The organism is Rhizobium oryziradicis (assembly GCF_001939045.1).
Lineage (GTDB): Bacteria > Pseudomonadota > Alphaproteobacteria > Rhizobiales > Rhizobiaceae > Allorhizobium > Allorhizobium oryziradicis.
Genome location: NZ_MKIM01000028.1, coordinates 368,912 through 388,779, shown reverse-complemented (window position 1 = coordinate 388,779; position 19,868 = coordinate 368,912). Strand labels below are relative to the sequence as shown.

The 19,868-nt window shown below is 54.0% G+C and carries 19 protein-coding genes; 8 read left to right on the top strand and 11 right to left on the bottom strand.

From position 1 onward, the window contains the following. Positions 1 to 3: 3 nt before the first annotated feature. The 5 genes from BJF95_RS17340 to rpsD form a co-directional block, all read right to left on the bottom strand. Positions 4 to 795 carry a ChbG/HpnK family deacetylase gene (locus tag BJF95_RS17340; protein ID WP_075640687.1) on the bottom strand — a complete coding sequence of 264 codons (792 nt, stop codon included), beginning with the start codon at positions 793 to 795 and terminating at the stop codon, positions 4 to 6. After that, complete coding sequence (locus BJF95_RS17335) at positions 788 to 1,765, bottom strand: glycosyltransferase family 2 protein (RefSeq protein ID WP_075641114.1); 978 nt, start codon at positions 1,763 to 1,765, stop codon at positions 788 to 790. Before BJF95_RS17335 ends, BJF95_RS17340 begins: the two co-directional genes overlap by 8 nt. Positions 1,766 to 1,788: 23 nt before the next feature. Continuing rightward, positions 1,789 to 3,288, bottom strand: a complete 1,500-nt coding sequence (locus BJF95_RS17330; protein WP_175577285.1) for a glycosyltransferase family 39 protein — start codon at positions 3,286 to 3,288, stop codon at positions 1,789 to 1,791. A gap of 114 nt (positions 3,289 to 3,402) precedes the next feature. Beyond that, entirely contained in the window at positions 3,403 to 4,329 is a 927-nt protein-coding gene (locus BJF95_RS17325; protein WP_075640685.1) for a glutaminase, read from the bottom strand. Between the two features lie 105 nt (positions 4,330 to 4,434). Next, entirely contained in the window at positions 4,435 to 5,052 is a 618-nt protein-coding gene (rpsD, locus tag BJF95_RS17320; RefSeq protein ID WP_075640684.1) for a 30S ribosomal protein S4, read from the bottom strand. A gap of 445 nt (positions 5,053 to 5,497) precedes the next feature. Between rpsD and BJF95_RS17315 the strand changes: the two genes are divergently transcribed. From BJF95_RS17315 to BJF95_RS17305, 3 genes are all read left to right on the top strand, one after another. After that, positions 5,498 to 6,484: a TerC family protein gene (locus tag BJF95_RS17315; protein ID WP_075640683.1), complete on the top strand. Its 987-nt coding sequence runs from the start codon at positions 5,498 to 5,500 to the stop codon at positions 6,482 to 6,484. Between the two features lie 87 nt (positions 6,485 to 6,571). Further along, the gene (gene pepT, locus BJF95_RS17310) at positions 6,572 to 7,807 is read left to right on the top strand and encodes a peptidase T (protein WP_075641113.1); all 1,236 of its coding nucleotides are present in this window, start codon (positions 6,572 to 6,574) and stop codon (positions 7,805 to 7,807) included. A 63-nt stretch (positions 7,808 to 7,870) separates the two neighbouring features. Beyond that, on the top strand, positions 7,871 to 8,455 hold the full coding sequence (locus BJF95_RS17305; protein ID WP_075640682.1) for a class I SAM-dependent methyltransferase: 585 nt from the start codon (positions 7,871 to 7,873) through the stop codon (positions 8,453 to 8,455). Between the two features lie 3 nt (positions 8,456 to 8,458). Here BJF95_RS17305 and BJF95_RS17300 read toward each other — a convergent pair whose 3' ends face one another. The 5 genes from BJF95_RS17300 to BJF95_RS17280 form a co-directional block, all read right to left on the bottom strand. Continuing rightward, the gene (locus BJF95_RS17300) at positions 8,459 to 9,358 is read right to left on the bottom strand and encodes an alpha/beta hydrolase (RefSeq protein ID WP_245297358.1); all 900 of its coding nucleotides are present in this window, start codon (positions 9,356 to 9,358) and stop codon (positions 8,459 to 8,461) included. Positions 9,359 to 9,424: 66 nt separating this feature from the next. Beyond that, positions 9,425 to 10,945, bottom strand: coding sequence for a helicase HerA domain-containing protein (locus BJF95_RS17295; protein ID WP_075641112.1), 1,521 nt, complete (start codon positions 10,943 to 10,945; stop codon positions 9,425 to 9,427). Between the two features lie 120 nt (positions 10,946 to 11,065). After that, positions 11,066 to 12,358 carry a hemolysin family protein gene (locus BJF95_RS17290; RefSeq protein ID WP_075641111.1) on the bottom strand — a complete coding sequence of 431 codons (1,293 nt, stop codon included), beginning with the start codon at positions 12,356 to 12,358 and terminating at the stop codon, positions 11,066 to 11,068. A gap of 236 nt (positions 12,359 to 12,594) precedes the next feature. After that, complete coding sequence (gene murI / locus BJF95_RS17285) at positions 12,595 to 13,434, bottom strand: glutamate racemase (RefSeq protein ID WP_075641110.1); 840 nt, start codon at positions 13,432 to 13,434, stop codon at positions 12,595 to 12,597. Next, positions 13,415 to 14,251 carry an RNA methyltransferase gene (locus BJF95_RS17280; protein ID WP_075640680.1) on the bottom strand — a complete coding sequence of 279 codons (837 nt, stop codon included), beginning with the start codon at positions 14,249 to 14,251 and terminating at the stop codon, positions 13,415 to 13,417. The genes murI and BJF95_RS17280 overlap by 20 nt, the downstream gene beginning before the upstream one ends. A gap of 271 nt (positions 14,252 to 14,522) precedes the next feature. On the opposite strand from BJF95_RS17280, the gene BJF95_RS17275 reads away from it, so the two are divergent. Next, entirely contained in the window at positions 14,523 to 15,737 is a 1,215-nt protein-coding gene (locus BJF95_RS17275) for an NADP-dependent isocitrate dehydrogenase (RefSeq protein WP_075640679.1), read from the top strand. A gap of 136 nt (positions 15,738 to 15,873) precedes the next feature. Beyond that, the gene (locus tag BJF95_RS17270; RefSeq protein WP_075640678.1) at positions 15,874 to 16,497 is read left to right on the top strand and encodes a glutathione S-transferase family protein; all 624 of its coding nucleotides are present in this window, start codon (positions 15,874 to 15,876) and stop codon (positions 16,495 to 16,497) included. Between the two features lie 117 nt (positions 16,498 to 16,614). Here the strand turns inward: BJF95_RS17270 and BJF95_RS17265 are convergent, their stop codons facing one another. Then, the gene (locus BJF95_RS17265) at positions 16,615 to 17,775 is read right to left on the bottom strand and encodes a GGDEF domain-containing protein (protein WP_175577284.1); all 1,161 of its coding nucleotides are present in this window, start codon (positions 17,773 to 17,775) and stop codon (positions 16,615 to 16,617) included. A 222-nt stretch (positions 17,776 to 17,997) separates the two neighbouring features. On the opposite strand from BJF95_RS17265, the gene BJF95_RS17260 reads away from it, so the two are divergent. From BJF95_RS17260 to purS, 3 genes are all read left to right on the top strand, one after another. Then, on the top strand, positions 17,998 to 18,546 hold the full coding sequence (locus tag BJF95_RS17260) for an RBBP9/YdeN family alpha/beta hydrolase (protein ID WP_075640676.1): 549 nt from the start codon (positions 17,998 to 18,000) through the stop codon (positions 18,544 to 18,546). Between the two features lie 278 nt (positions 18,547 to 18,824). Further along, positions 18,825 to 19,589, top strand: a complete 765-nt coding sequence (gene purC, locus BJF95_RS17255) for a phosphoribosylaminoimidazolesuccinocarboxamide synthase (RefSeq protein WP_075640675.1) — start codon at positions 18,825 to 18,827, stop codon at positions 19,587 to 19,589. Between the two features lie 17 nt (positions 19,590 to 19,606). Further along, positions 19,607 to 19,849 (top strand): phosphoribosylformylglycinamidine synthase subunit PurS, encoded by a 243-nt coding sequence (gene purS / locus BJF95_RS17250; RefSeq protein WP_075640674.1) that lies wholly within the window; start codon positions 19,607 to 19,609, stop codon positions 19,847 to 19,849. The last annotated feature ends 19 nt before the right edge of the window (positions 19,850 to 19,868 follow it).

The following is a 19,868-nucleotide window of genomic DNA, read 5'->3' as shown; positions in this document are numbered from 1 at the left end:
CTGTTACTGCCGCATCAATTCGGCAAACTCAACCTCGCGGGCATCAACAAGGCTGTCACGGGCCGCCAAAAGCGCATCACCATGGCCGGGATGACACATGACAATGGCACCCTCTGGCGCATTTTCTTTAAAATGCTGCAGGGCCGCTGGAAAGGTTTCGGGCTTGCGCCAATCATAAAACCCCATCAATGGCCCGCGAACACGATAGCCAGCCGCCTCCATCTCTGACGTAAAGCCACTGGCAATGCGCTCCACAATGGAAATTTTGCCGCGCAGCGCAATACTGCTGGCCAGACCTGCGTCGGGCGCGCCGCGCAGCCACGGCCCTGTGCCGCGTGGGCTGATGAGCAAGTCACGTCTGGCGATCAGCCAATCGCGCACCACTGGGAAAAAATGAACGTGCTGATGGCCGTCGATGTAATCTGGCACACGGCCAACCACATCGATAAAGGCATTCAGCTGCGCATCCAGCTCGCGATGAAGCTTGCCCTTGTCGATACTGCCCAAAATCCATTGGGCAATGCGCTTGCGCATCGAGCACATCACGCGCACGCTGCTCAAGGGCATAAAATCGGTCAAGGTCAGGTGCAGGCCAATTTCAGCGCCGCTTTTTTCAATCACCGGCATCAAGAGAGCGGCAGCGTCCGGCCACTCTGGAAACAACGTCATACAACTTGTACCGGAGATTTTACCCTCAGACAGCAGAGACCGAATTGCTTTATCAACACCAGGCGATAAACCATAATCATCTGCCACGAGATGGAGGGGCTTTTCCTGCATAGTCACGTCAACCATTATTTTCTTTTTTATCTGAGTGGTGCAAGCGTCGCACGAGATACAAAGGCCTATCCTTCACTTCGCCAACGGCAACCCATATATATTCTCCCAGCAAGCCAAGCAATGCCAGATTGAAGCCGCCCAACACCGTGATCGCAGACATCAAGCTGGGATAACCCGGCACATCCGCACCGTAGAGCAAAGCGGTCACGATGATATGCAGACCATAGATGATACCGCCAAGGCCCACCAACAGGCCAAAAATCGACGCGATGCGCAATGGAATGGCGGTAAACGAGGTGATTCCTTCGAGCGAAAGCGTCAAAAGCGCCAGTTTGGACCATTTGGTCGCACCGGCAACGCGCTCATCAGGGGTGTAATGTATGGCTTTTTGCCGGAAGCCCAGCCAGGCATAAAGCCCTTTGTTGAAGCGGCGTTTATCGCGCACCTTGAGAAGTGCATCGACGGCCGAGCGCCGCATAATGCGAAAATCTCCGGCGTTGGGCGGGATATTGAACCGCTGCCGAGCATTGATCAGCCAATAGAACATCTCGCCCAGCACGGCTTTGCGCATCGATTCGTCGCGCCGATCATCACGGATGGTATACACCACATCCAGTTGCGGATCAGCCATGAGCGCATCAATCATCTCCAGGCAGACGTCATAGGGATGCTGCAAATCGGCATCGACCATCATGACATAATCGCCGCGGCTTTCTTCAATGCCAGCAAACAGCGCGATCTCCTTGCCGAAGTTGCGCGACAGCTCAACAATCCTCCACTCGCCCTCAAGTGCGGCACTGTAGCGCTCGATGCTGTCGTCGCGGCTACCGTCATCCACCAGCACAAGCTCAAGATCAAGCTGGTGGCGTTGCTTGACTTCCGCCTTCAGCTTGGCACCAAACGCCGCAAATTGCTGCACGGTATCGCGTTCATTCAAAAATGGAACGACTAGCGAGAGGAGTGACACATTCGTTTCCTTCAACATCTGTTCTTGCTCAGCCGGCCCCGTCATGGCTTTTGCGGGGAGGCCAGAATGGCGCGAAACTGCCAGGTTTTCACACCTTTGAAATCCGGCAGCTTAAAATCCACCACAAAAGCATCGCGACGGTTGCCACGTAGCCCATTGATCATCTCAAGGCAATTGCGGTCCTCTTGCTGGCAAATCAACACAAAGCCCCGGTGATCAAAGCCTTGTCTATCAATATATCCTTTGGAAATCTCGAAGGAATTCCCTTCAAGTGTAATGGCTTTATAACGCGAATAAAAATTGTAGGAATTGGCCAGCAAAGGTTCGCCGCCGATGACGAAATTGTCCGATCCCGCAGCATATTTATCCCAATAGTCATCCAGAACGGCACTCATCTGTTGCAGCGGCATGGTTTTGCTATAACCGCCGCGATCTGTCAGCTGACCTTTGAGCAAAGGCGCAATCGCCACAATGATGACAAGATAAGCAAGCGCCATCAGAAGCGCGCTGGACAGTCGCTGCTCCAACGCCTGCGGCGGCACAAGCTTGCCAAACAAAACCACCAGCGACAGAAACACCGGTATGGCCCAGACAACCGAGAGATCCGCACCCGCAAGAGCGGCAAAGACGATGGTGACGGGGATTGTCAAGCCGCCAAAATACAGCAAGGCCCTGCCCTCGACCGTTTGCCGAAGCTCTGTCAACGAAGAGAACCAGAACAAGGGATAGCCATCGCCGGGCCTGCGGGTTAATCCGGCCAGCCCCAATGCTGGCAGCATATAGCCGACCACGCCGAGGAGAAATTTAAACAGCGCGACAATGAAGGTCTTGATACCGCCCTCGCCCTGCTCATCGGCATAGACAATCGGCATGAAGTCATTGTGCACCAACCAGATGAAATGCGGCAAAAAGGCAAGGATCGAAACGACAGCCGCGACCGCGCCGAATTTTGACATGAGGATTTTGCGCGCTTCAGCATCGGCGATGGCGTGAATGAGCAATGTCACCAACAGCACAGCCGAATAATATTTGGTCAGCATTGCTGCGGTGGCCAAAAGCCCCAGAATCACGGCATCAAGCAGTCTTTGCTTTTCCAATCCCCGCAAGTAAAACAGGAAAATGGCCGCCCAAATCGGGGTCATTGCGGTGTTGGCATTGTATTTGATGGCCTGAAACGACAGCGCCGGCACAACAACGGCCGCCAGCACCACGAACATCTGATAGTTTTTTGAGCCGAACCGTGCCGCGATACGCCAAACGAACAGCAAGGTTGCGCCCGCATTGATGGATGCAAAAAGATAATAAAAGAAATCGGATTTCGGGAAGATCGAAAACCAGCCAGCGACCAGCCAGCCAAACAAGGGCGGATGCTTGAAATAACCCCATTGCCACAAAACACCCCAGGCGTAATTTTCGGCCATGTCGCCATAGCCATCAAGATTAACCCGCGACAATGTGGCGTGCAGCGTCAAGGCAATAACAAATGCACCCATAAACAGCAGCACTGCCCGCTGGCCAAACTGCTTTCCTATGCCCATCATTCTCATTCATCCTCTCGACGCTGCGTAATCTGCGTCTTCCGCGGCGTTCTATATGGTTTTTTTAGGGTCACCGCGACATATCAATCGTTGTACTGGCGCACAAAAGAGTGTTGGCTAATGTCCGAAAACAGACCAGCCGGTGCGGGTTGCCAACATTTCAAGCGCTTCAGACCCCAATGCCGAATTGCCAACCTTATTGAGGCCCGGTGACCACACGGCAATTGATGCCTTGCCGGGTGCAATGGCCATAATGCCGCCGCCAACACCACTTTTGCCGGGCAAACCAACATGATAGGCAAAATCGCCCGAGCCATCATAATGGCCGCACGTCAGCATCAGCGCATTGATGCGTCTTGCCCGCTTAGGCGACACCACAGAAAATCCCGTGAGCGGATTGGTGCCGCGATTGGCCAGATAAAGGCCAGCACGCGACAATTGCACGCAGTTCATCGCCAGAGCGCATTGGTGAAAATAGACCCCCAGAACAAGCTCAACCGCATGTTCGAGATTGCCAAAACCGCGCATGAAATTGGCAAGGGCAATATTGCGATAGCCGGTTAAATGCTCTGATTTCGCAACCTTGGAATCGATAATCACCGTGTCATCATCAGTTAAGTAGCGCATGAAGCGCAAAAACTCGCCAATCGCCTCGCGTGGCTTATGACCGGACAAAACCATATCCGTCACCACAATGGCTCCGGCATTGATGAAGGGATTGCGCGGAATGCCTTGCTCATGCTCAAGCTGAACAATGGAGTTGAACGAAGAGCCGGACGGCTCGCGCCCGACCCGCTTCCAGGCGCTTTCTCCCATTTTGCCCAGAGCCAGCGTCAGCATGAACACCTTGGAAATACTTTGAATGGAAAAGGCGGTGCTGGCGTCACCCGCCATAAAGGTCTGGCCATCGACCGTGGTGATGGCAATGCCAAACTGCTTCGGGTCAACCCGCGCCAGCTCAGGAATGTAATCGGCCACTTTGCCTTCGCCCAGACGGGGGGACATCGAAGCTACGATTTCGTCAACAACAGCCTGCAGATCCATCCGGTCACCTCACCTTCTTGCCAAGTATATGATGGCAAGTTTTGCTGCACTGCAAACAGAAAAAGCCGCCCAGAGGGGCGGCTTTTCCAAAATTCCAGGTCGCGATTAACGCGAATAGAATTCGACGACCAGCTGTGGTTCCATGATAACTGCATATGGAACGTCAGACAGAGTTGGTACGCGAACAAAGGTCGCAACCATCTTGTTGTGATCAACTTCGATGTAGTCAGGAACGTCGCGCTCAGCAAGCTGAACCGATTCCAGAACGATTGCCAGCTGCTTGGACTTCTGACGCACTTCGATCACGTCGCCAGCCTTACAACGGTAAGAACCGATGTTGACCTTAACGCCGTTCACAGTCACGTGGCCGTGGTTGATGAACTGACGCGAAGCGAAAACAGTTGGTACGAACTTTGCGCGGTAGACGATGGCGTCCAGACGCGATTCCAGCAGACCAATCAGGTTTTCAGATGTATCGCCCTTGCGACGGTTTGCTTCGTCGTAAGTTGCGCGGAATTGCTTTTCGCGCAGATCGCCGTAGTAGCCCTTGAGCTTCTGCTTGGCGCGCAGCTGAACACCGAAGTCAGACAGCTTGCCCTTACGACGCTGACCGTGCTGGCCAGGACCGTATTCGCGACGGTTTACTGGAGACTTAGGACGACCCCAGATATTTTCGCCCATACGGCGGTCAATTTTATACTTGGAAGATGCGCGCTTGCTCATCCGTATTTCCTTTGTTTTTATCGGCTAATTGCTCAGCCCATTTTTTTGGAAACACGCCCTCCTTTGGATTGCTTTTCAGCGTTCCTGACAGGCGGCTCACGCTAAGCTAGCGGAGCAGCCACGGGACATGTCGTGAAAACACCTGAGCGTTTCCACTCAGGCGTTGGGGCGGTCTCTAAGCAGGATGCGAATAAATGTCAAGCACTACTGCCTCGCGCGTTTTCCCAATCGCACAAAAGAGACTGTAGAGGCGTAAATCTGCGGCATAATTTACCGCTTAAATCGCCACCGATTTAAGGAGGAAATTAAACGGTGGCACTTGAACTTTACCAACGCCCTTCACATTTACGTGTTTATTGGCAGTTCCGGGCCCCTCTGACGCGAGTGCCGGATACCCGTGATGTCGGAACTGCGATCAAAAACCCTTCCGGTAAGGGATCCTAGTATGGATTTTCTTTGGGTCGATTTCATGGGCAAGCCCACATGGATGTGGCTTTTCTTTATCGCAATCGTTCTTTTTCTTCTCGTTCTCGATCTTGGTGTGCTGCATAAAAACAGCAAAGAGATCGGCATGGCGGAAAGCTTTGCTTTTTCCGCTTTCTATATCACCCTTGGCGTGCTGTTTGGCGGCTGGATCTGGTGGCAATCCGGCCCGCAAGCGGGTGTGGAATATCTCACCGGCTTTGTGATTGAGAAAAGTCTGGCGATGGACAATATTTTTGTCATAGCCATGATTTTTGGATATTTCGCCATTCCCCGAGCCTACCAACACCGCGTTTTGCTGTTTGGCATCCTCGGCGTCATCATCCTGCGCGGCATCATGATTGCCATGGGTGCTGCCATTGTCGAAAGCTACCATTGGGTTCTGTATTTCTTCGCCGCTTTTTTGGTGTTTACCGGCGTCAAAATGCTATTCTCCTCCGATTCCCAGTATGATGTGGCCTCCAACCCCATTCTCAAAATCGTGCGGCGGTATTTCCCCGTCACCGATAAGCTTGAGGGCGACCATTTTGTGGTGCGCAAGCTTGATGAGAAAACCGGCAAGCTGAAAACCTATATCACCCCGCTTTTGCTGGCGTTGATCATGGTGGAATTTGTCGATCTGGTGTTTGCGGTGGATTCGATCCCGGCGATTTTTGCTATCACCACAGACCCGTACATCGTCTACACCTCGAATATCTTCGCGATCCTTGGTCTTCGTGCGCTGTATTTTGCTCTCTCGGCGATGATTGAGCGCTTTGTCTATCTGAAATATGCGCTGGCTGTGGTGCTGGTGTTCATCGGCTCCAAGATCTTTGTGGCTGACATGCTGGACATTGCGAAAATCCCGCCACTGCTGTCGCTGACCATCACGCTTGGCATTTTGGCCACGGGTATTTTCGGCTCGCTCTGGGCCACCCGCAATCAGGTGAAAAAGGTGGATGCCGAGTAATTGATAACACCTTGCGTCGCGGTGAGCATTCACCGCGGCGCAAAACAGGTTTATAGCGGTGAGACCGATGACAATTGGAATGCACCTATGACCGATACTGTTCTCTCCCGCCTGCTGCGTTATGTCGTAATCGACACTCAGTCCAATCCCGAAAGCAACAGCCAGCCATCCACCGAAAAGCAAAAAGACCTCAGCCGCCTTCTGGCCAGGGAGTTGCTGGACATGGGCCTGTCTGATGCCCATATGGATGAGCACGGCAATGTCTATGCTACTATTCCGGCCAATGTGGATAAGCCTGTTCCCGCTATTTGCTTTTGCTCGCACGTGGACACGGCACCGGATTTCACCGGCACCAACGTCAAGCCGCAGGTGGTAAAGAACTATCAGGGTGGCGATATTGTTTTGCCCGGCGATGAAAACCAGATTATTCGTGTGAGCAACAATCCCGAACTGAACAACCAGATCGGCCATGATATTGTCACCACCGATGGCACAACGCTGTTGGGGGCTGATGACAAGGCCGGCGTTGCCGAAATCATGACGGCGGCAAAGTTCATCATCGACAACCCGCAGATCAAGCACGGTGCCATCAAAATCCTCTTCACCACCGATGAAGAAATTGGCCGTGGTGCCGATAAAGTGGACCTGAAAAAGCTCGGGGCCGAATTTGGCTACACCATGGATGGCAGCACGGTGGGCGAGATCGAAAACGAAACCTTCTCGGCTGATGGCGTGGATATCACCATCACCGGCGTTGCCATACATCCCGGCACCGCCTTGGGTCGGATGGAAAATGCCATCAAGATCGCCAGCGCCATCATTGCCCGCCTGCCGAAAGATCAAACGCCCGAAACCACCGAGGGCCGCCAGGGTTTTATTCACCCCACAGACATCAGCGGCTCGATGGATGAAGCCCATCTGAAATTCATCATCCGCGATTTTGTCGATGACGGCTTGGCGCAGAAAGAAGCCTTGCTGGAAGAGATTACCCGCGATGTCATGCGCGATTACCCCGGTTCGACCTATAAATTTCAGGTCAAGCAACAGTACCGCAACATGAAAGTGGTGCTGGATCAACACCCGGCAGTGATGAGCAATCTCGAAGAAGCCGTCCGCCGCGTGGGCCTGACACCCAAGCTGCACAGTATTCGCGGTGGCACAGATGGCTCGCGCCTATCTTTCATGGGCCTGCCCTGCCCCAATATCTACACCGGCGGCCATGCCTATCACTCGCCACTGGAGTGGATCAGCGTGCAGGATATGGAAACCTCGGTGAAGACGATTGTTGAGCTGATCAAGGTTTGGGAAGAGCGGGCACATTAAGCTCGCACTCAAAGCAATACCAATCTCGAAATCTGGCCAAGTAAGGATTCAAGGTAAGGCAGAATGAACAATAAGACATTGGATTTCTATGCCGAGAATGCCGTAAAATACGTTTCACACGGTACCGTTAATCCACGTTTGGACAGCTTTCTCCAGCACTTGCCTGCAGGGGGAACCATTCTAGAGTTGGGCACCGGCAGTGGTGTCGATGCAAAAGCGATGCTGGAGGCAGGTTTTTGTGTCGATGCCACAGACGGCTCCAGAGAACTCGCCGATGAGGCCGAGAAATGGATTGGGCAACCTGTGCGCCAAATGCTGTTCACTGAATTGGACGCAGACCAAGCCTATGACGGCATTTATGCCAGCGCTTCTCTTCTGCATGCCTCGCGTGTTGACCTGCCCGACATTATCAGTCGGATTCATCGCGCTTTGAAGATTGGTGGATGTGTGTGGGCGAGCTTCAAAGGCGGCCAGCGCGAAGGACTGGATGGGCTGGGTCGTTATTATAATTACTTGAGCGAAAGCGAACTCAAACAGCTCTGGTCCAGCAGTGGACAATGGGCAAGTTTAACGCATGAAACGTGGCTTGGTTCTGGCTATGACCAATTGCCGACAGAGTGGCACGCCATCATGGCAACGCGGCAATAACCGTCACAGCAACTGACGCCGATGCAGCCAATCTTCAAGACCCGAGGTCCAGACCACCGGGTCTTTTTGTGTCTGCCCCATGCCAAAGCCATGACCTCCAGTTTCCAGCGTGATCAGCTCAACCGGCACACCTGCCTTTTCGCAAGCCGCTTGCATCAACAGGGAATTCGCAAATTTCGCCACGGGATCATCCTTGGCATGCACAAGCAAAAATGGGGGATCGTTGGCCCTCACCTGCATTTCTACCGACCATTCCGCCACCGCATCCGGTGTTGGCTTGCTGCCCACCATTTTCATGCGGGTCCATGTGTGATCATAGGGTGGTTTGAGGGTGATGACCGGATAGACCAACGCCGAGAAATCCGGCCGCGCCGATAGGCGGTCTGTTGCATCCACGGGCTGGTAGGTTGTGTCATCAAACCGGGTTGAGAGCATGCCCATCAAATGCCCGCCGGCTGAAAAACCCATGCAGCCGATTTTCGTCTCATTGAGACCAAGGCTTGCAGCTTGGGAGCGGATCAAGCGCAAAGCGCGCTGCGCGTCCTGCAAGGGAGCAAGCGGGCCTGCTGTCCAGCCTTCACCCGGCAAGCGATAGGTGAGAACAAAGGCAGTTATGCCGCGCTCAGCGAGCCATTTGGCCGCCGCCTCGCCTTCGTGCTTTGCTGCAATGAACCGATAGCCACCACCCGGAGCAATCAGCACGGCCGTGCCGTTTGGCTTTACGGGCCGAACCATGTGCAAGGTCGGTATGGCAACATGCGAGATAGGACCATGAGGATCACTTTGCTGATCCGTTTGTGGCCCGCCACCGCCCGGTGGCTCCGCTGGCCATAGCGGCACAGCATCGGTCGACAACGGATTGGCAAAAGCCTGTGCAAAAGGACTAACGGCCAAAAGTGTCATAAACAAACGCCGCCTGAACATCATCATCCGTCACACTCTTCAACACCAGAGATGTGACCATAGCTTTTATTCCGCAGCACTGCGACCATCTGTAAGGTCATCATCGCTGCCGTTTGCATCTCCTGGCTGCGTCTCGGCTTCCAGATCCGGGAAAGCGACAATGCGCTTGCCGGAGAAATCGGTATGGACGACCACCAAACCCTGCTCTTCGAAATAGCCCAGCAGACGGCGGGCGCGACGGGCCGAATGGGTGCCATAGGCGCGGGCGATGCGCAAATCCGATGGACATGGCTCGTTGCGAAGCGCTGCCTTGGCCATCAGCAAAAACACGCCCTGCAAATCATCGGAGACGCGCATGGACAGGGACAGTGCCGTTTGCCAACCTTCAGACGCTGCGGTTTCATCATCCACGCCTGCGCGGGTCACTGCCACACGGCGGCGGAATTCGCCCATCGGCATCGGCGGGCCGCCCACTCGCCGCATGCGTGAGCGCACCAGAAATTCCTGATAGAGCACCGCATCGGTGCGATAGGCGGCCTGCGGATCATCGAGTATCTCACTCAGCACCGCCGCCATTTTTTCCTCGCGGGCCTCCGGGGTAATTTCGGGCGCGGATGGGCGAGACGGCATAACCTCTTCGCTCATCACCGGCGTTGCGCGCGATAGTTCGGCCAGAATATCCGTGGTCGGGCGCGGTGCCGGTGTCACGCGACGGGTCAATGGCCTGGTAAACTCTTCAGGATCGGGCGTGAAAATCAGGTCTTCCACGTCCTGCGGCGCATTAGGCAGCGGCATCAGCTTGGGGCTGGAAGAGCGCGCCGAGGTTTCCACATCACCAATCACAATCGGCAGCGGACGGCGCGACAATGCAGGGCCGAGGGCGACAAAATTGCCGCGCTTCAAATCGCGAAACATTTCAGCCTGACGGCGATCCATGCCCAAAAGATCGGCAGCACGGGCCATATCAATATCAAGGAACGTGCGGCCCATCAGGAAGTTAGAGGCTTCAGCCGCCACGTTTTTGGCAAGCTTTGCCAGGCGCTGGGTGGCAATCACCCCTGCCAAGCCGCGCTTACGGCCACGGCACATCAGATTGGTCATGGCTCCGAGCGACAGTTTGCGGGCATCTTCCGACACATCGCCACCCACGGAGGGCGCAAACATCTGCGCCTCATCCACCACCACCAGCACCGGATACCAGAACTCACGATCGGCATCGAACAAGCCGTTGAGGAAAATGCCAGCAGCGCGCATCTGCTGCTCAACATCAAGCCCTTCCAGCGTCAAAACGCAGGACACGCGATGCTGGCGAATGCGGTTGGCAATGCCGATCAACTCCGCATCGCTGCGCTCGCCATCGACAACCAAATGGCCGTATTTATCAGAAAGAGTAACAAAATCGCCTTCAGGATCAATGATGATCTGCTGCACCCACTGGGCTGATTGCTCCAGCAAGCGCCGCAGAAGATGGGATTTGCCTGAACCGGAATTGCCCTGCACCAGCAAGCGCGTTGCCAGCAGTTCCTCGATATCGAGCTTGGCGGGTTGGCCACCCGACACTGTTCCCATATCGATTCCGACCTGCAACGTCATAACCCTCATTATAGATGGAAAGCGGGCGCATGCCCGATCAAGCCTGATCCATTAGCAGAAAACAAAGGGATTGCGTGGGTCTTGTTGGCAAAACCCACAGGCAATCTTAAGCGATCAATCAGGATCGGACAGCGGCACCGGCGAAACAAGAATTTTATCGATGCGGCGACCGTCCAGATCGACCACTTCGAATTTCCAGCCGTTTTTGACAAAGCTTTCGCCAAGCGATGGAATGCGCTTCAGTTCATCCAGCACATAGCCTGCAACCGTTGTAAAATCAGGGTCATCATCCACCGGAACGCGGATATGCTCAACGAATTCATCAATCGGCGTCCAGCCCGCGACAAGATACGACCCGTCCTCGCGCATCAACAGCGCTGGCTCTTCTTCGCCATCCTCTTGATAGGCCCCGGTAATGGCTTCAAGGATATCGCCAGAGGTGACAATACCCTCGAAATGGCCGTACTCATCATAAACAAGCACCATATGCTGGCTGGTTTTACGGATGGACTGAATAATATCAATCGCTCCGGCAAGGTCAGACACAATCGGCACTTCATGGGTCAAGGCGCGAATATCAATATCAGCACCACGCGCCAGCGCATCATAGAAACTCTTGACCGGCATAACGCCGATAATTTCATCGGAATTGCCATTGCGCACCGGCATGCGTGAGTGCTGGCTCTCGTTGAGCTTTTCGCGAATTTCGTCCACGGTATCATCAACGCCAATGGCATCAACGTCGCGGCGCGGCGTCATCAGGCCGCGTGCTGTGCGGTCGGCAAGGCGCATGACACCCGAGATCATTTGCGATTCTTCCGATTCAATCACGCCAGCGCTTTGCGCTTCAGCCAGCACGGTTTTGATTTCCTCATCCGTCACCGTGCCATTGCCGCTGCCCTTTTGGCCAAGCAGTGCCAGAACGGCACGGCCCGAGCCATCCAGCAACCAAACCAGCGGCGCACAAATCCGGGACAGCACAACCATGGTGCCAGCCATGCGCGCAGCCACAAGCTCGGGATTGCGCAGGGCAATCTGCTTGGGCACAAGCTCGCCGACAATCAGTGAAAGATAGGTGATGAGAACAACCACCGAGCCAACGCCCAAAGCACTGGCAAGCGGCTCAGTCATTCCTTGCGCGCTTAACCACTGGGTCAAACGCGAGCCGAGGGTGGCACCGGAAAAAGCACCGGAAAGAACGCCCACAAGGGTGATGCCAATTTGCACGGTGGAAATAAAACGACCTGGGTTTTCACCGAGTCTGATTGCCGTAGCGGCCCCTTTATGCCCGGCCTCCGCCAGAACTTTAAGGCGGGCAGAGCGGGCGGAAACAACCGCGAGCTCAGACATTGACAACAACCCGTTCAACAAGGTGAGCAAGGCGACAATAACAATTTCGGCGATCAAGCTGTTTAAAATCTCATAGGAGCCACGCAAAAGGCGGCGGGGGCCAAGCTTTAGCACAAATCCTGAGCGCAATCCAAATGCAGATGTGTATTTTCACATAAAGCGTGGCACATTTTGTTGGGTTGAGCCGAGCCGCGCTTTATCCTTTTGTCGCCCATGTAGGTTATCGATCAACTGATCCCGGTTGAACGCGACATGCTTGGGAGATTTGAACAGATCTCCTGCCCTATGTACATTTAAAGGAAAAAGTCCCCTTGGTTGTGAGGGGACGATACCGATTGATCCATGGACAAGCCGAAGCCCTGCATCAGGCGGCGGGTGGCAAAGCCCGGATCGCCAGAGGTGAAAACAGCAAAATCCGGCTGCGTTGAGCGTCCATCAATCAACGGCACCAGCCGTCTGGCCTGCCTTGCGATTGCTTCTGCGGGATCAAGCCAATCCACAGGCCAAGGTGCAAGGCGGCGAAACACATTGGCTAAGAAGGGATAATGCGTACAGGCCAGCACAATGATATCGGTTTGCGCGCCATCCTCCGACACAAAGCACGGCGCAATCTCGTGTAAAAACTCGGCGTCTGGCTTCACGTCACCGCGAATATAGTCTTCCGCCAGCCGTGCCAGATTTTGCGAGCCGACCAGATTCACATGGCATTGACCGGCAAAGGATTGAATAAGATCGCGGGTATAGGCACGCTTCACCGTGCCGGGCGTGGCCAGGACAGAAATATGGCCGGAGCGCGTGCGCTCTGCAGCAGGTTTGATGGCCGGAACAGTGCCAATAAACCGCATGTCAGGAAAGGTGGCCCGCAGATCGGCCCCCGCCAGTGTGAAAGCGGTGCTACAGGCGATAATCACCGCTTCCGGATCATATTTCGCCAAAAGTGTGACGAACAAATCGACGATTCGGCGCTTGAGCGGCTCCTCCTCCCAATTGCCGTAGGGGAAAGCGGCATCATCTGCCACATAGATAAAACTGCGCTCGGGCATCAAAACCCGCGCTTCGCGCAGCACAGTCAAGCCGCCAATACCGGAATCAAAAAACAAAACAGGTTTCGGATCAGCTTTCAACGCCGTCATCAACATCACTTCCCTCACCCGCTTCATCCAAAGGCGCGCCTGCCCCGCGAGGGTTTTTGCGCGAAAACCGATCGAGCGACGATATCACGCCGCGCATCACCTTAATTTCTTGCGACGAAAACCCGCGCTTTGACAAGACGGCGCGAAGATTGTCGACCATTCGTGCCTTTTTATGGACAGGGCGGAAATATCCGCGTGAATCCAGCGCATCTTCCATATGCTCAAACAGGCCGATCACCTCATCCTTGGTGGCGGGCAATTGATCAATTTCCTGAAACGGCGTGGCGGTCACATCATCCATGCCCGACTTCATCCATTCATAGGACATCAGCAGCACGGCCTGGGCAATGTTGAGCGAAGCAAAAGCGGGATTGACTGGAAAGGTGACAATTTCGTCGGCCAGCGCCACATCTTCATTGGTCAGGCCGGATTTTTCGCGGCCAAACAGAATGCCGGTTTTTTGACCAGCATTAAAACGCGTACGCAAGGTGGAGGCTGCCGTGACGGGAGAGGCCACAGGCTTGAAATTATCCCGTTGGCGGGCGGTGGTGGCGTAGAGAAAGTTCAGGTCCGCAATGGCTTCTTCCAGCGTATCAAACACCACCGCACCATCAATCACATGGTCGGCTTTGGATGCCGCCGAGCGGGCCTTATCCGATGGCCAGCCATCACGCGGATTGACCAGACGCAGTTCTCCAAGGCCGAAATTGGCCATGGCGCGGGCCACCATGCCGATATTTTCACCCAATTGCGGCTCGACCAGAATGATCGCCGGACCTTCGGCAATGAGTTCGCGTTCTGAGTTGGTGCCTGCCATGGTTTTCGTCCTGAATGTCACCGAGTTTCGGTTTTTTGTCGCCTGAATGGGCATAAATGGCGCAAAAGGCAAGAGCGGAGGCTGCCCGGCCTTCGACAAAACCCGTCGAATTTGCGGGTACGCTACATAATTTGAAACGACTTGCGGGAAATTCCAGACGCGGACACCGCTTCCTGTTTGCCTTGAGCTTTGAGAATGCTATAGGCAAACCCGGATTATTCAAACTCCGATGCGGCGCATTTCAAGGCCGCGCTAATGATGAGGAAAACACATGCAAAAGATCAAGGTTGCAAACCCTGTCGTCGATCTCGACGGCGATGAGATGACCCGCATCATCTGGCAGTTCATCAAGGAAAAGCTGATCCTGCCCTACCTTGATCTGGAAATCGAATATTACGACCTCTCGGTTGAAAACCGCGACGCCACCAACGACCAGGTGACGATTGATTCTGCGCACGCCATCAAAAAGCATGGCGTTGGCATCAAATGCGCAACCATCACGCCAGACGAAGCCCGCGTGAAGGAATTCAACCTGAAGGAAATGTGGAAGAGCCCGAACGGCACAATCCGCAACATCCTCGGCGGCGTTATTTTCCGCGAGCCTATCATCTGCAAAAACGTTCCTCGCCTCGTTCCAGGCTGGACCCAGCCCATCGTTGTTGGCCGTCACGCTTTCGGCGACCAGTACAAGGCAACCGATTTCAAATTCCCCGGCAAGGGCAAGCTGACCATCAAGTTCGTGGGTGAAGACGGTCAGGTGATTGAGAAGGACGTGTTTGACGCCCCTTCCGCAGGCGTTGCCATGGCTATGTACAACCTTGATGATTCGATCCGCGATTTCGCCCGCGCTTCGATGAACTACGGCTTGATGCGCAAATGGCCGGTTTACCTGTCCACCAAGAATACCATCCTCAAGGCTTACGACGGCCGTTTCAAGGATCTGTTCGAAGAAGTCTATCAGGCTGAATTCAAGGCCAAGTTCGAAGAAATCGGCATCATTTATGAACACCGCCTGATCGACGACATGGTGGCTTCTGCTCTGAAGTGGTCTGGTGGCTACGTCTGGGCTTGCAAAAACTACGACGGCGACGTGCAGTCTGACACCGTTGCTCAAGGCTTCGGCTCGCTCGGCCTGATGACTTCTGTTCTGCTGTCGCCCGATGGCCGCACGGTTGAAGCCGAAGCTGCGCATGGCACTGTGACCCGTCACTATCGCCAGCACCAGAAGGGTCAGGAAACCTCGACCAACTCGATCGCATCGATCTTCGCCTGGACTCGTGGCCTTGCTCACCGCGCCAAGCTGGACGACAATGCCGAACTGGCCAAGTTTGCCCTCACCCTTGAAAAGGTTTGCGTGGACACGGTTGAAGCCGGCTTCATGACCAAGGATCTGGCGCTGCTGATCGGCCCTGATCAGCCATGGCTGTCGACAACAGCCTTCCTCGACAAGGTTGATGAAAACCTGAAGAAGGCCATGGCTGCTTAAGCCGATAATTTTCAAGAGATTAAGCCCGGCCTCAGCGCCGGGCTTTTTTCTATTGCATCATTCTTTAAACCGGGATCGGTTTAGAGATAAAATTATGCAACAAAAATAAAGAGCTACAGCCCTCCAGGAGATCATCATGAGCGCGGAAGTCACGCTTTACACCCATCCAAGGTCGCGCGGGCGTATGGTCCGTTGGATGCTGGAAGAAATTGGCCAGCCCTACAAAACCGAATGGGTCGCCTATGGCCCGCAAATGAAGTCGCCAGAGTTTCTGTCGATCAATCCTGTTGGAAAAATTCCCGCTATTCGCCACGGCAGCACCGTCGTCACGGAAACGCCCGCAATTTTGGCCTATCTGGCCGATGCGTTTCCAGATGCAGGCCTTGCGCCGCCGCTTAACGATCGTGGTGCCTATTATCGCTGGCTCTTTTTTGTATCGGGACCAATGGAGGCCGCTGTCGTCAACAACGTCTGCGGATTCTCTGTGCCCGACGACAAGCGCGCGATGATGGGTTATGGCAATATGGCTGTCATGCACGATGCCATTGAGGCTGCCATCAAGGCTGGCCCCTACATTGCCGGCAGCACATTTACCGCAGCCGATCTTTACCTCGCATCCCATCTGTCTTTCGAGATGAATATGTGCGGCGTTGAGAAGCGCCCCGCATTCAAAGACTATGTCGCACGGATGACCGATCGAGATGCATTCCGTCGCGCAACAGCGATTGATAATACCGCAATCGAGAAGCCGACCGCATGATTGCTTCATAAAGCGAAAATCATGCAGAACATATAAAGCGCTAAAGCGCCGTGCCATAGATGGGGCGCGGCGCTGTCAATCACACTTCCCAGCGGATATTACATTCGCCAGACCAGATCACGCCTGCGGGCTCAATATTGCGCCAAAAGCCATGGTCTCGGCAGGCTCGCCTGCCTCTGCACCACCTGCACCCAACCGCTCATCGAAAAGTACAACGCGATTGCGGCCGCTATGCTTCGCAGCATAAAGGGCGCTGTCCACCGCAACCAATGCATTTTCCAAATTGTTGCTGTCGGGCGGCACACAATGAGCGCCAATACTGACTGTTGTCTGTATTGTCTTGTCGCGCCACTTATAGTGCGAAAGCTCGACGGTTTTGCGCAGATTTTCGCAAAAATCAAAGCCGGTCTGGTTGCCGTTTCCCGGAACAAAAAGCGCAAATTCCTCACCGCCGAACCGACCGAAAATGATGCCGTCCGAAAGTTGCGTCTCAACTGTCCGCACAAAGCCAACAAGGGCTGCATCCCCGCCACCATGACCAAAGGTATCGTTGATCCGCTTGAAATAATCGATATCGGCGAGGACCAGGAGGCCTCCTTGCCCAAATGCGCCATTCAACCTCTCCATAAAGGCACGGCGATTGAGAATCCCGGTGAGCATATCGGTTTCGGAGGCGCGCTTGTATTCCAGCAAAAGCCGTTCACGGCTAAGCGAAAATATGCCAAATCCGCACAGCAATGAAATGATGTGCAACATGAACGTCAAAGGGCCAAACCATAGCGACACCGTGACGCCATTGACTTCATGCGCGGGAAAAAAAATAGACGGCGGAATACGACCAAGTGTCATCGCACAATAGATCAGCAACATCACCGTCAGGACTGGACGTGTTGGCAAAGGCTCAGTCTCGTTGCCGCGCCAGATCGTCAGAGCCATCATTGATAGCTCAAAAGCCAAGATCAGAGAGCTTAGAATGATACGCGCGTTCACGTCCTGCGCAAAACCGGGAATGGCCAAATAGGCAACCATCCAGATCGTCGCCAATCCCAAAACAGGAAAATGGTGGACGGTCCTGCCGTCGAAGGCTCGAAAGCCCTGCCAAAGATAGCCAACGCCGATGAAAACAAGGGCGTTACCGGCCCCAATGGTCCATAGATCCGCCAGCAGACCACGAAGACCGAGCAGCAACACGCCCGTCGCACCAACACCGAATCCCATGCTCCAAAAGCCGAGTTCGGACCGCTCACGCTCGCGTCGCCAATTTACAAAAGTAAGCAATCCAACGATTGTCCACCCCGCCAAAAGGCAAAGCATCAATGTCGGAATATTGAAAAACGACGCCAAATCTAAATGACCTTATGGAATTGAGAATTTTCTACCAGAAATGCACCCGACAAGAAATAGCGACACAGAAAAAATCAAGCACAACCCAAGATTGATGCTTTGACTTTTTAGGTAGAATGGCTTGACGTCGATCTCTTCTAATTACAAATAAGGCACATGAAAGCATCACACGCAGATATTCTTATGGTTCCCGGCTATACAAATTCCGGCCCGGATCATTGGCAAACCCGTTGGGAAAACAAACTCTCGTCTGCACGGCGCGTGGAACAGGCCGAATGGTCTAAACCTGTGAGAGACGATTGGGTTGCCCGCCTGATTGAAGAGGTCAATAAGGCCGAAAAACCCGTGGTTCTGGTTGCGCATTCGCTCGGTGTGCCAACGGTTATTCACGCAGCTCCTCACTTCACCAAGCCCGTGGCTGGCGCTTTTCTGGTCGCACCGCCAGATGTTGCCAACAGCGACATCAGGCCTAAGCATCTGATGACATTTGGTCCCTACCCGCGCGTGGAGCTGCCATTTCCCACACTCATGGTTGCCAGCCGGAACGATCCTTTTGGTACTTACGAGCATGCAGACGATATTGCAAAAGCCTGGGGCGCAACATTGGTGGATGCTGGTGAAGCTGGACACATCAATGCGGAATCAGGGCACGGGCCATGGCCAGAAGGCACCATGGTGTTCGCGAAATTTCTGGCATCTCTTTGAGCGGCATGATTTTGCCGTGAGGCCATGGGAAATGACGCGATATGGAAGTTATCCATGCCTTTCTTGACACGACCATTTCGCGCTTTCCGGCAGCTGTGATACAAGCATTTCACAGGTGCCCTTCTGAAGACGTATTCAACCGATCCGCTGAAGCCTTGCGGAAAATCACGAAAGGGGGAAGAGCCGGATTGTGAAAAGCCGCGTTTTCCGATAAGGACCGCCTCAAACACTGACACAGAGCGTCCATCAAGCGACGCCAACAATAGAGACATGCCGTCATGAACCGTCGCCGCCGTATTTACGAAGGCAAGGCCAAGATCCTGTATGAGGGTCCTGAGCCGGGCACGCTGATCCAGTTTTTCAAAGATGACGCGACTGCCTTCAACAAGAAAAAACATGATGTCATTGACGGAAAAGGCGTTCTGAATAATCGCATCTGCGAATATATTTACGCAAACCTGAATAAAATCGGCATTCCCACCCATTTCATTCGCCGCCTCAATATGCGCGAGCAATTGATCAAGGAAGTGGAGATCATTCCGCTTCAGATCGTGGTGCGCAATGTTGCCGCTGGCACGCTGTCAAAGCGCCTTGGCATTGAAGAAGGCGTGGTGCTGCCGCGCTCGATCATCGAATTTTATTATAAGTCGGATGCGCTGGAAGACCCAATCGTCTCAGAAGAGCATATCACGGCATTCGGTTGGGCAAACCCTGCCGAGCTGGACGACATCATGGCGCTTGCCATCCGCATCAATGACTTTTTGAGCGGGCTTTTTCTGGGCATCGGCATCCAATTGGTCGATTTCAAGATTGAGTGTGGCCGCCTCTATGAGGGCGACATGATGCGCATTGTGCTGGCTGACGAAATCTCGCCCGACAGCTGCCGCCTTTGGGACATAGAGACCAACGAAAAGCTGGATAAGGACCGCTTCCGCAACGATATGGGCGGATTGCTGGAAGCTTACCAGGAAGTGGCGCGTCGCCTCGGAATCATCAATGAAAACGAACCCGTTCGCGGCACTGGTCCGGTTCTGGTCAAGTAAGTTTTGGAGACACACTCGTGATTAAGGCTCGCGTCACCGTCACTTTGAAGAACGGCGTTCTGGACCCACAGGGAAAAGCTATTGAAGGCGCGCTCGGTGCGCTGGGCTTTGACGGCGTCAATCAGGTTCGCCAGGGCAAGGTTTTTGATCTGGCGCTGGAAACATCCAACAAGGCACAGGCCGAAGAACAGTTGAAAGCCATGTGCGAAAAGCTTCTGGCCAACACCGTGATCGAGAATTACGCAATTTCGATCGATTGATCTTTATGGTCGAATGCCA

What these genes read in the sequence shown, in the direction of transcription:
- BJF95_RS17270 (WP_075640678.1), top strand. Translation starts at nt 15,874, where the DNA reads ATGAGCGCGGAAGTCACGCTTTACACCCATCCAAGGTCGCGCGGGCGT.
- BJF95_RS17330 (WP_175577285.1), bottom strand. Translation starts at nt 3,288, where the DNA reads ATGATGGGCATAGGAAAGCAGTTTGGCCAGCGGGCAGTGCTGCTGTTT.
- BJF95_RS17280 (WP_075640680.1), bottom strand. Translation starts at nt 14,251, where the DNA reads ATGGCAGGCACCAACTCAGAACGCGAACTCATTGCCGAAGGTCCGGCG.
- BJF95_RS17275 (WP_075640679.1), top strand. Translation starts at nt 14,523, where the DNA reads ATGCAAAAGATCAAGGTTGCAAACCCTGTCGTCGATCTCGACGGCGAT.
- BJF95_RS17335 (WP_075641114.1), bottom strand. Translation starts at nt 1,765, where the DNA reads ATGTTGAAGGAAACGAATGTGTCACTCCTCTCGCTAGTCGTTCCATTT.
- purC (WP_075640675.1), top strand. Translation starts at nt 18,825, where the DNA reads ATGAACCGTCGCCGCCGTATTTACGAAGGCAAGGCCAAGATCCTGTAT.
- BJF95_RS17260 (WP_075640676.1), top strand. Translation starts at nt 17,998, where the DNA reads ATGAAAGCATCACACGCAGATATTCTTATGGTTCCCGGCTATACAAAT.
- BJF95_RS17305 (WP_075640682.1), top strand. Translation starts at nt 7,871, where the DNA reads ATGAACAATAAGACATTGGATTTCTATGCCGAGAATGCCGTAAAATAC.
- BJF95_RS17325 (WP_075640685.1), bottom strand. Translation starts at nt 4,329, where the DNA reads ATGGATCTGCAGGCTGTTGTTGACGAAATCGTAGCTTCGATGTCCCCC.
- pepT (WP_075641113.1), top strand. Translation starts at nt 6,572, where the DNA reads ATGACCGATACTGTTCTCTCCCGCCTGCTGCGTTATGTCGTAATCGAC.
- BJF95_RS17300 (WP_245297358.1), bottom strand. Translation starts at nt 9,358, where the DNA reads ATGACACTTTTGGCCGTTAGTCCTTTTGCACAGGCTTTTGCCAATCCG.
- BJF95_RS17340 (WP_075640687.1), bottom strand. Translation starts at nt 795, where the DNA reads ATGGTTGACGTGACTATGCAGGAAAAGCCCCTCCATCTCGTGGCAGAT.
- BJF95_RS17315 (WP_075640683.1), top strand. Translation starts at nt 5,498, where the DNA reads ATGGATTTTCTTTGGGTCGATTTCATGGGCAAGCCCACATGGATGTGG.
- murI (WP_075641110.1), bottom strand. Translation starts at nt 13,434, where the DNA reads ATGACGGCGTTGAAAGCTGATCCGAAACCTGTTTTGTTTTTTGATTCC.
- rpsD (WP_075640684.1), bottom strand. Translation starts at nt 5,052, where the DNA reads ATGAGCAAGCGCGCATCTTCCAAGTATAAAATTGACCGCCGTATGGGC.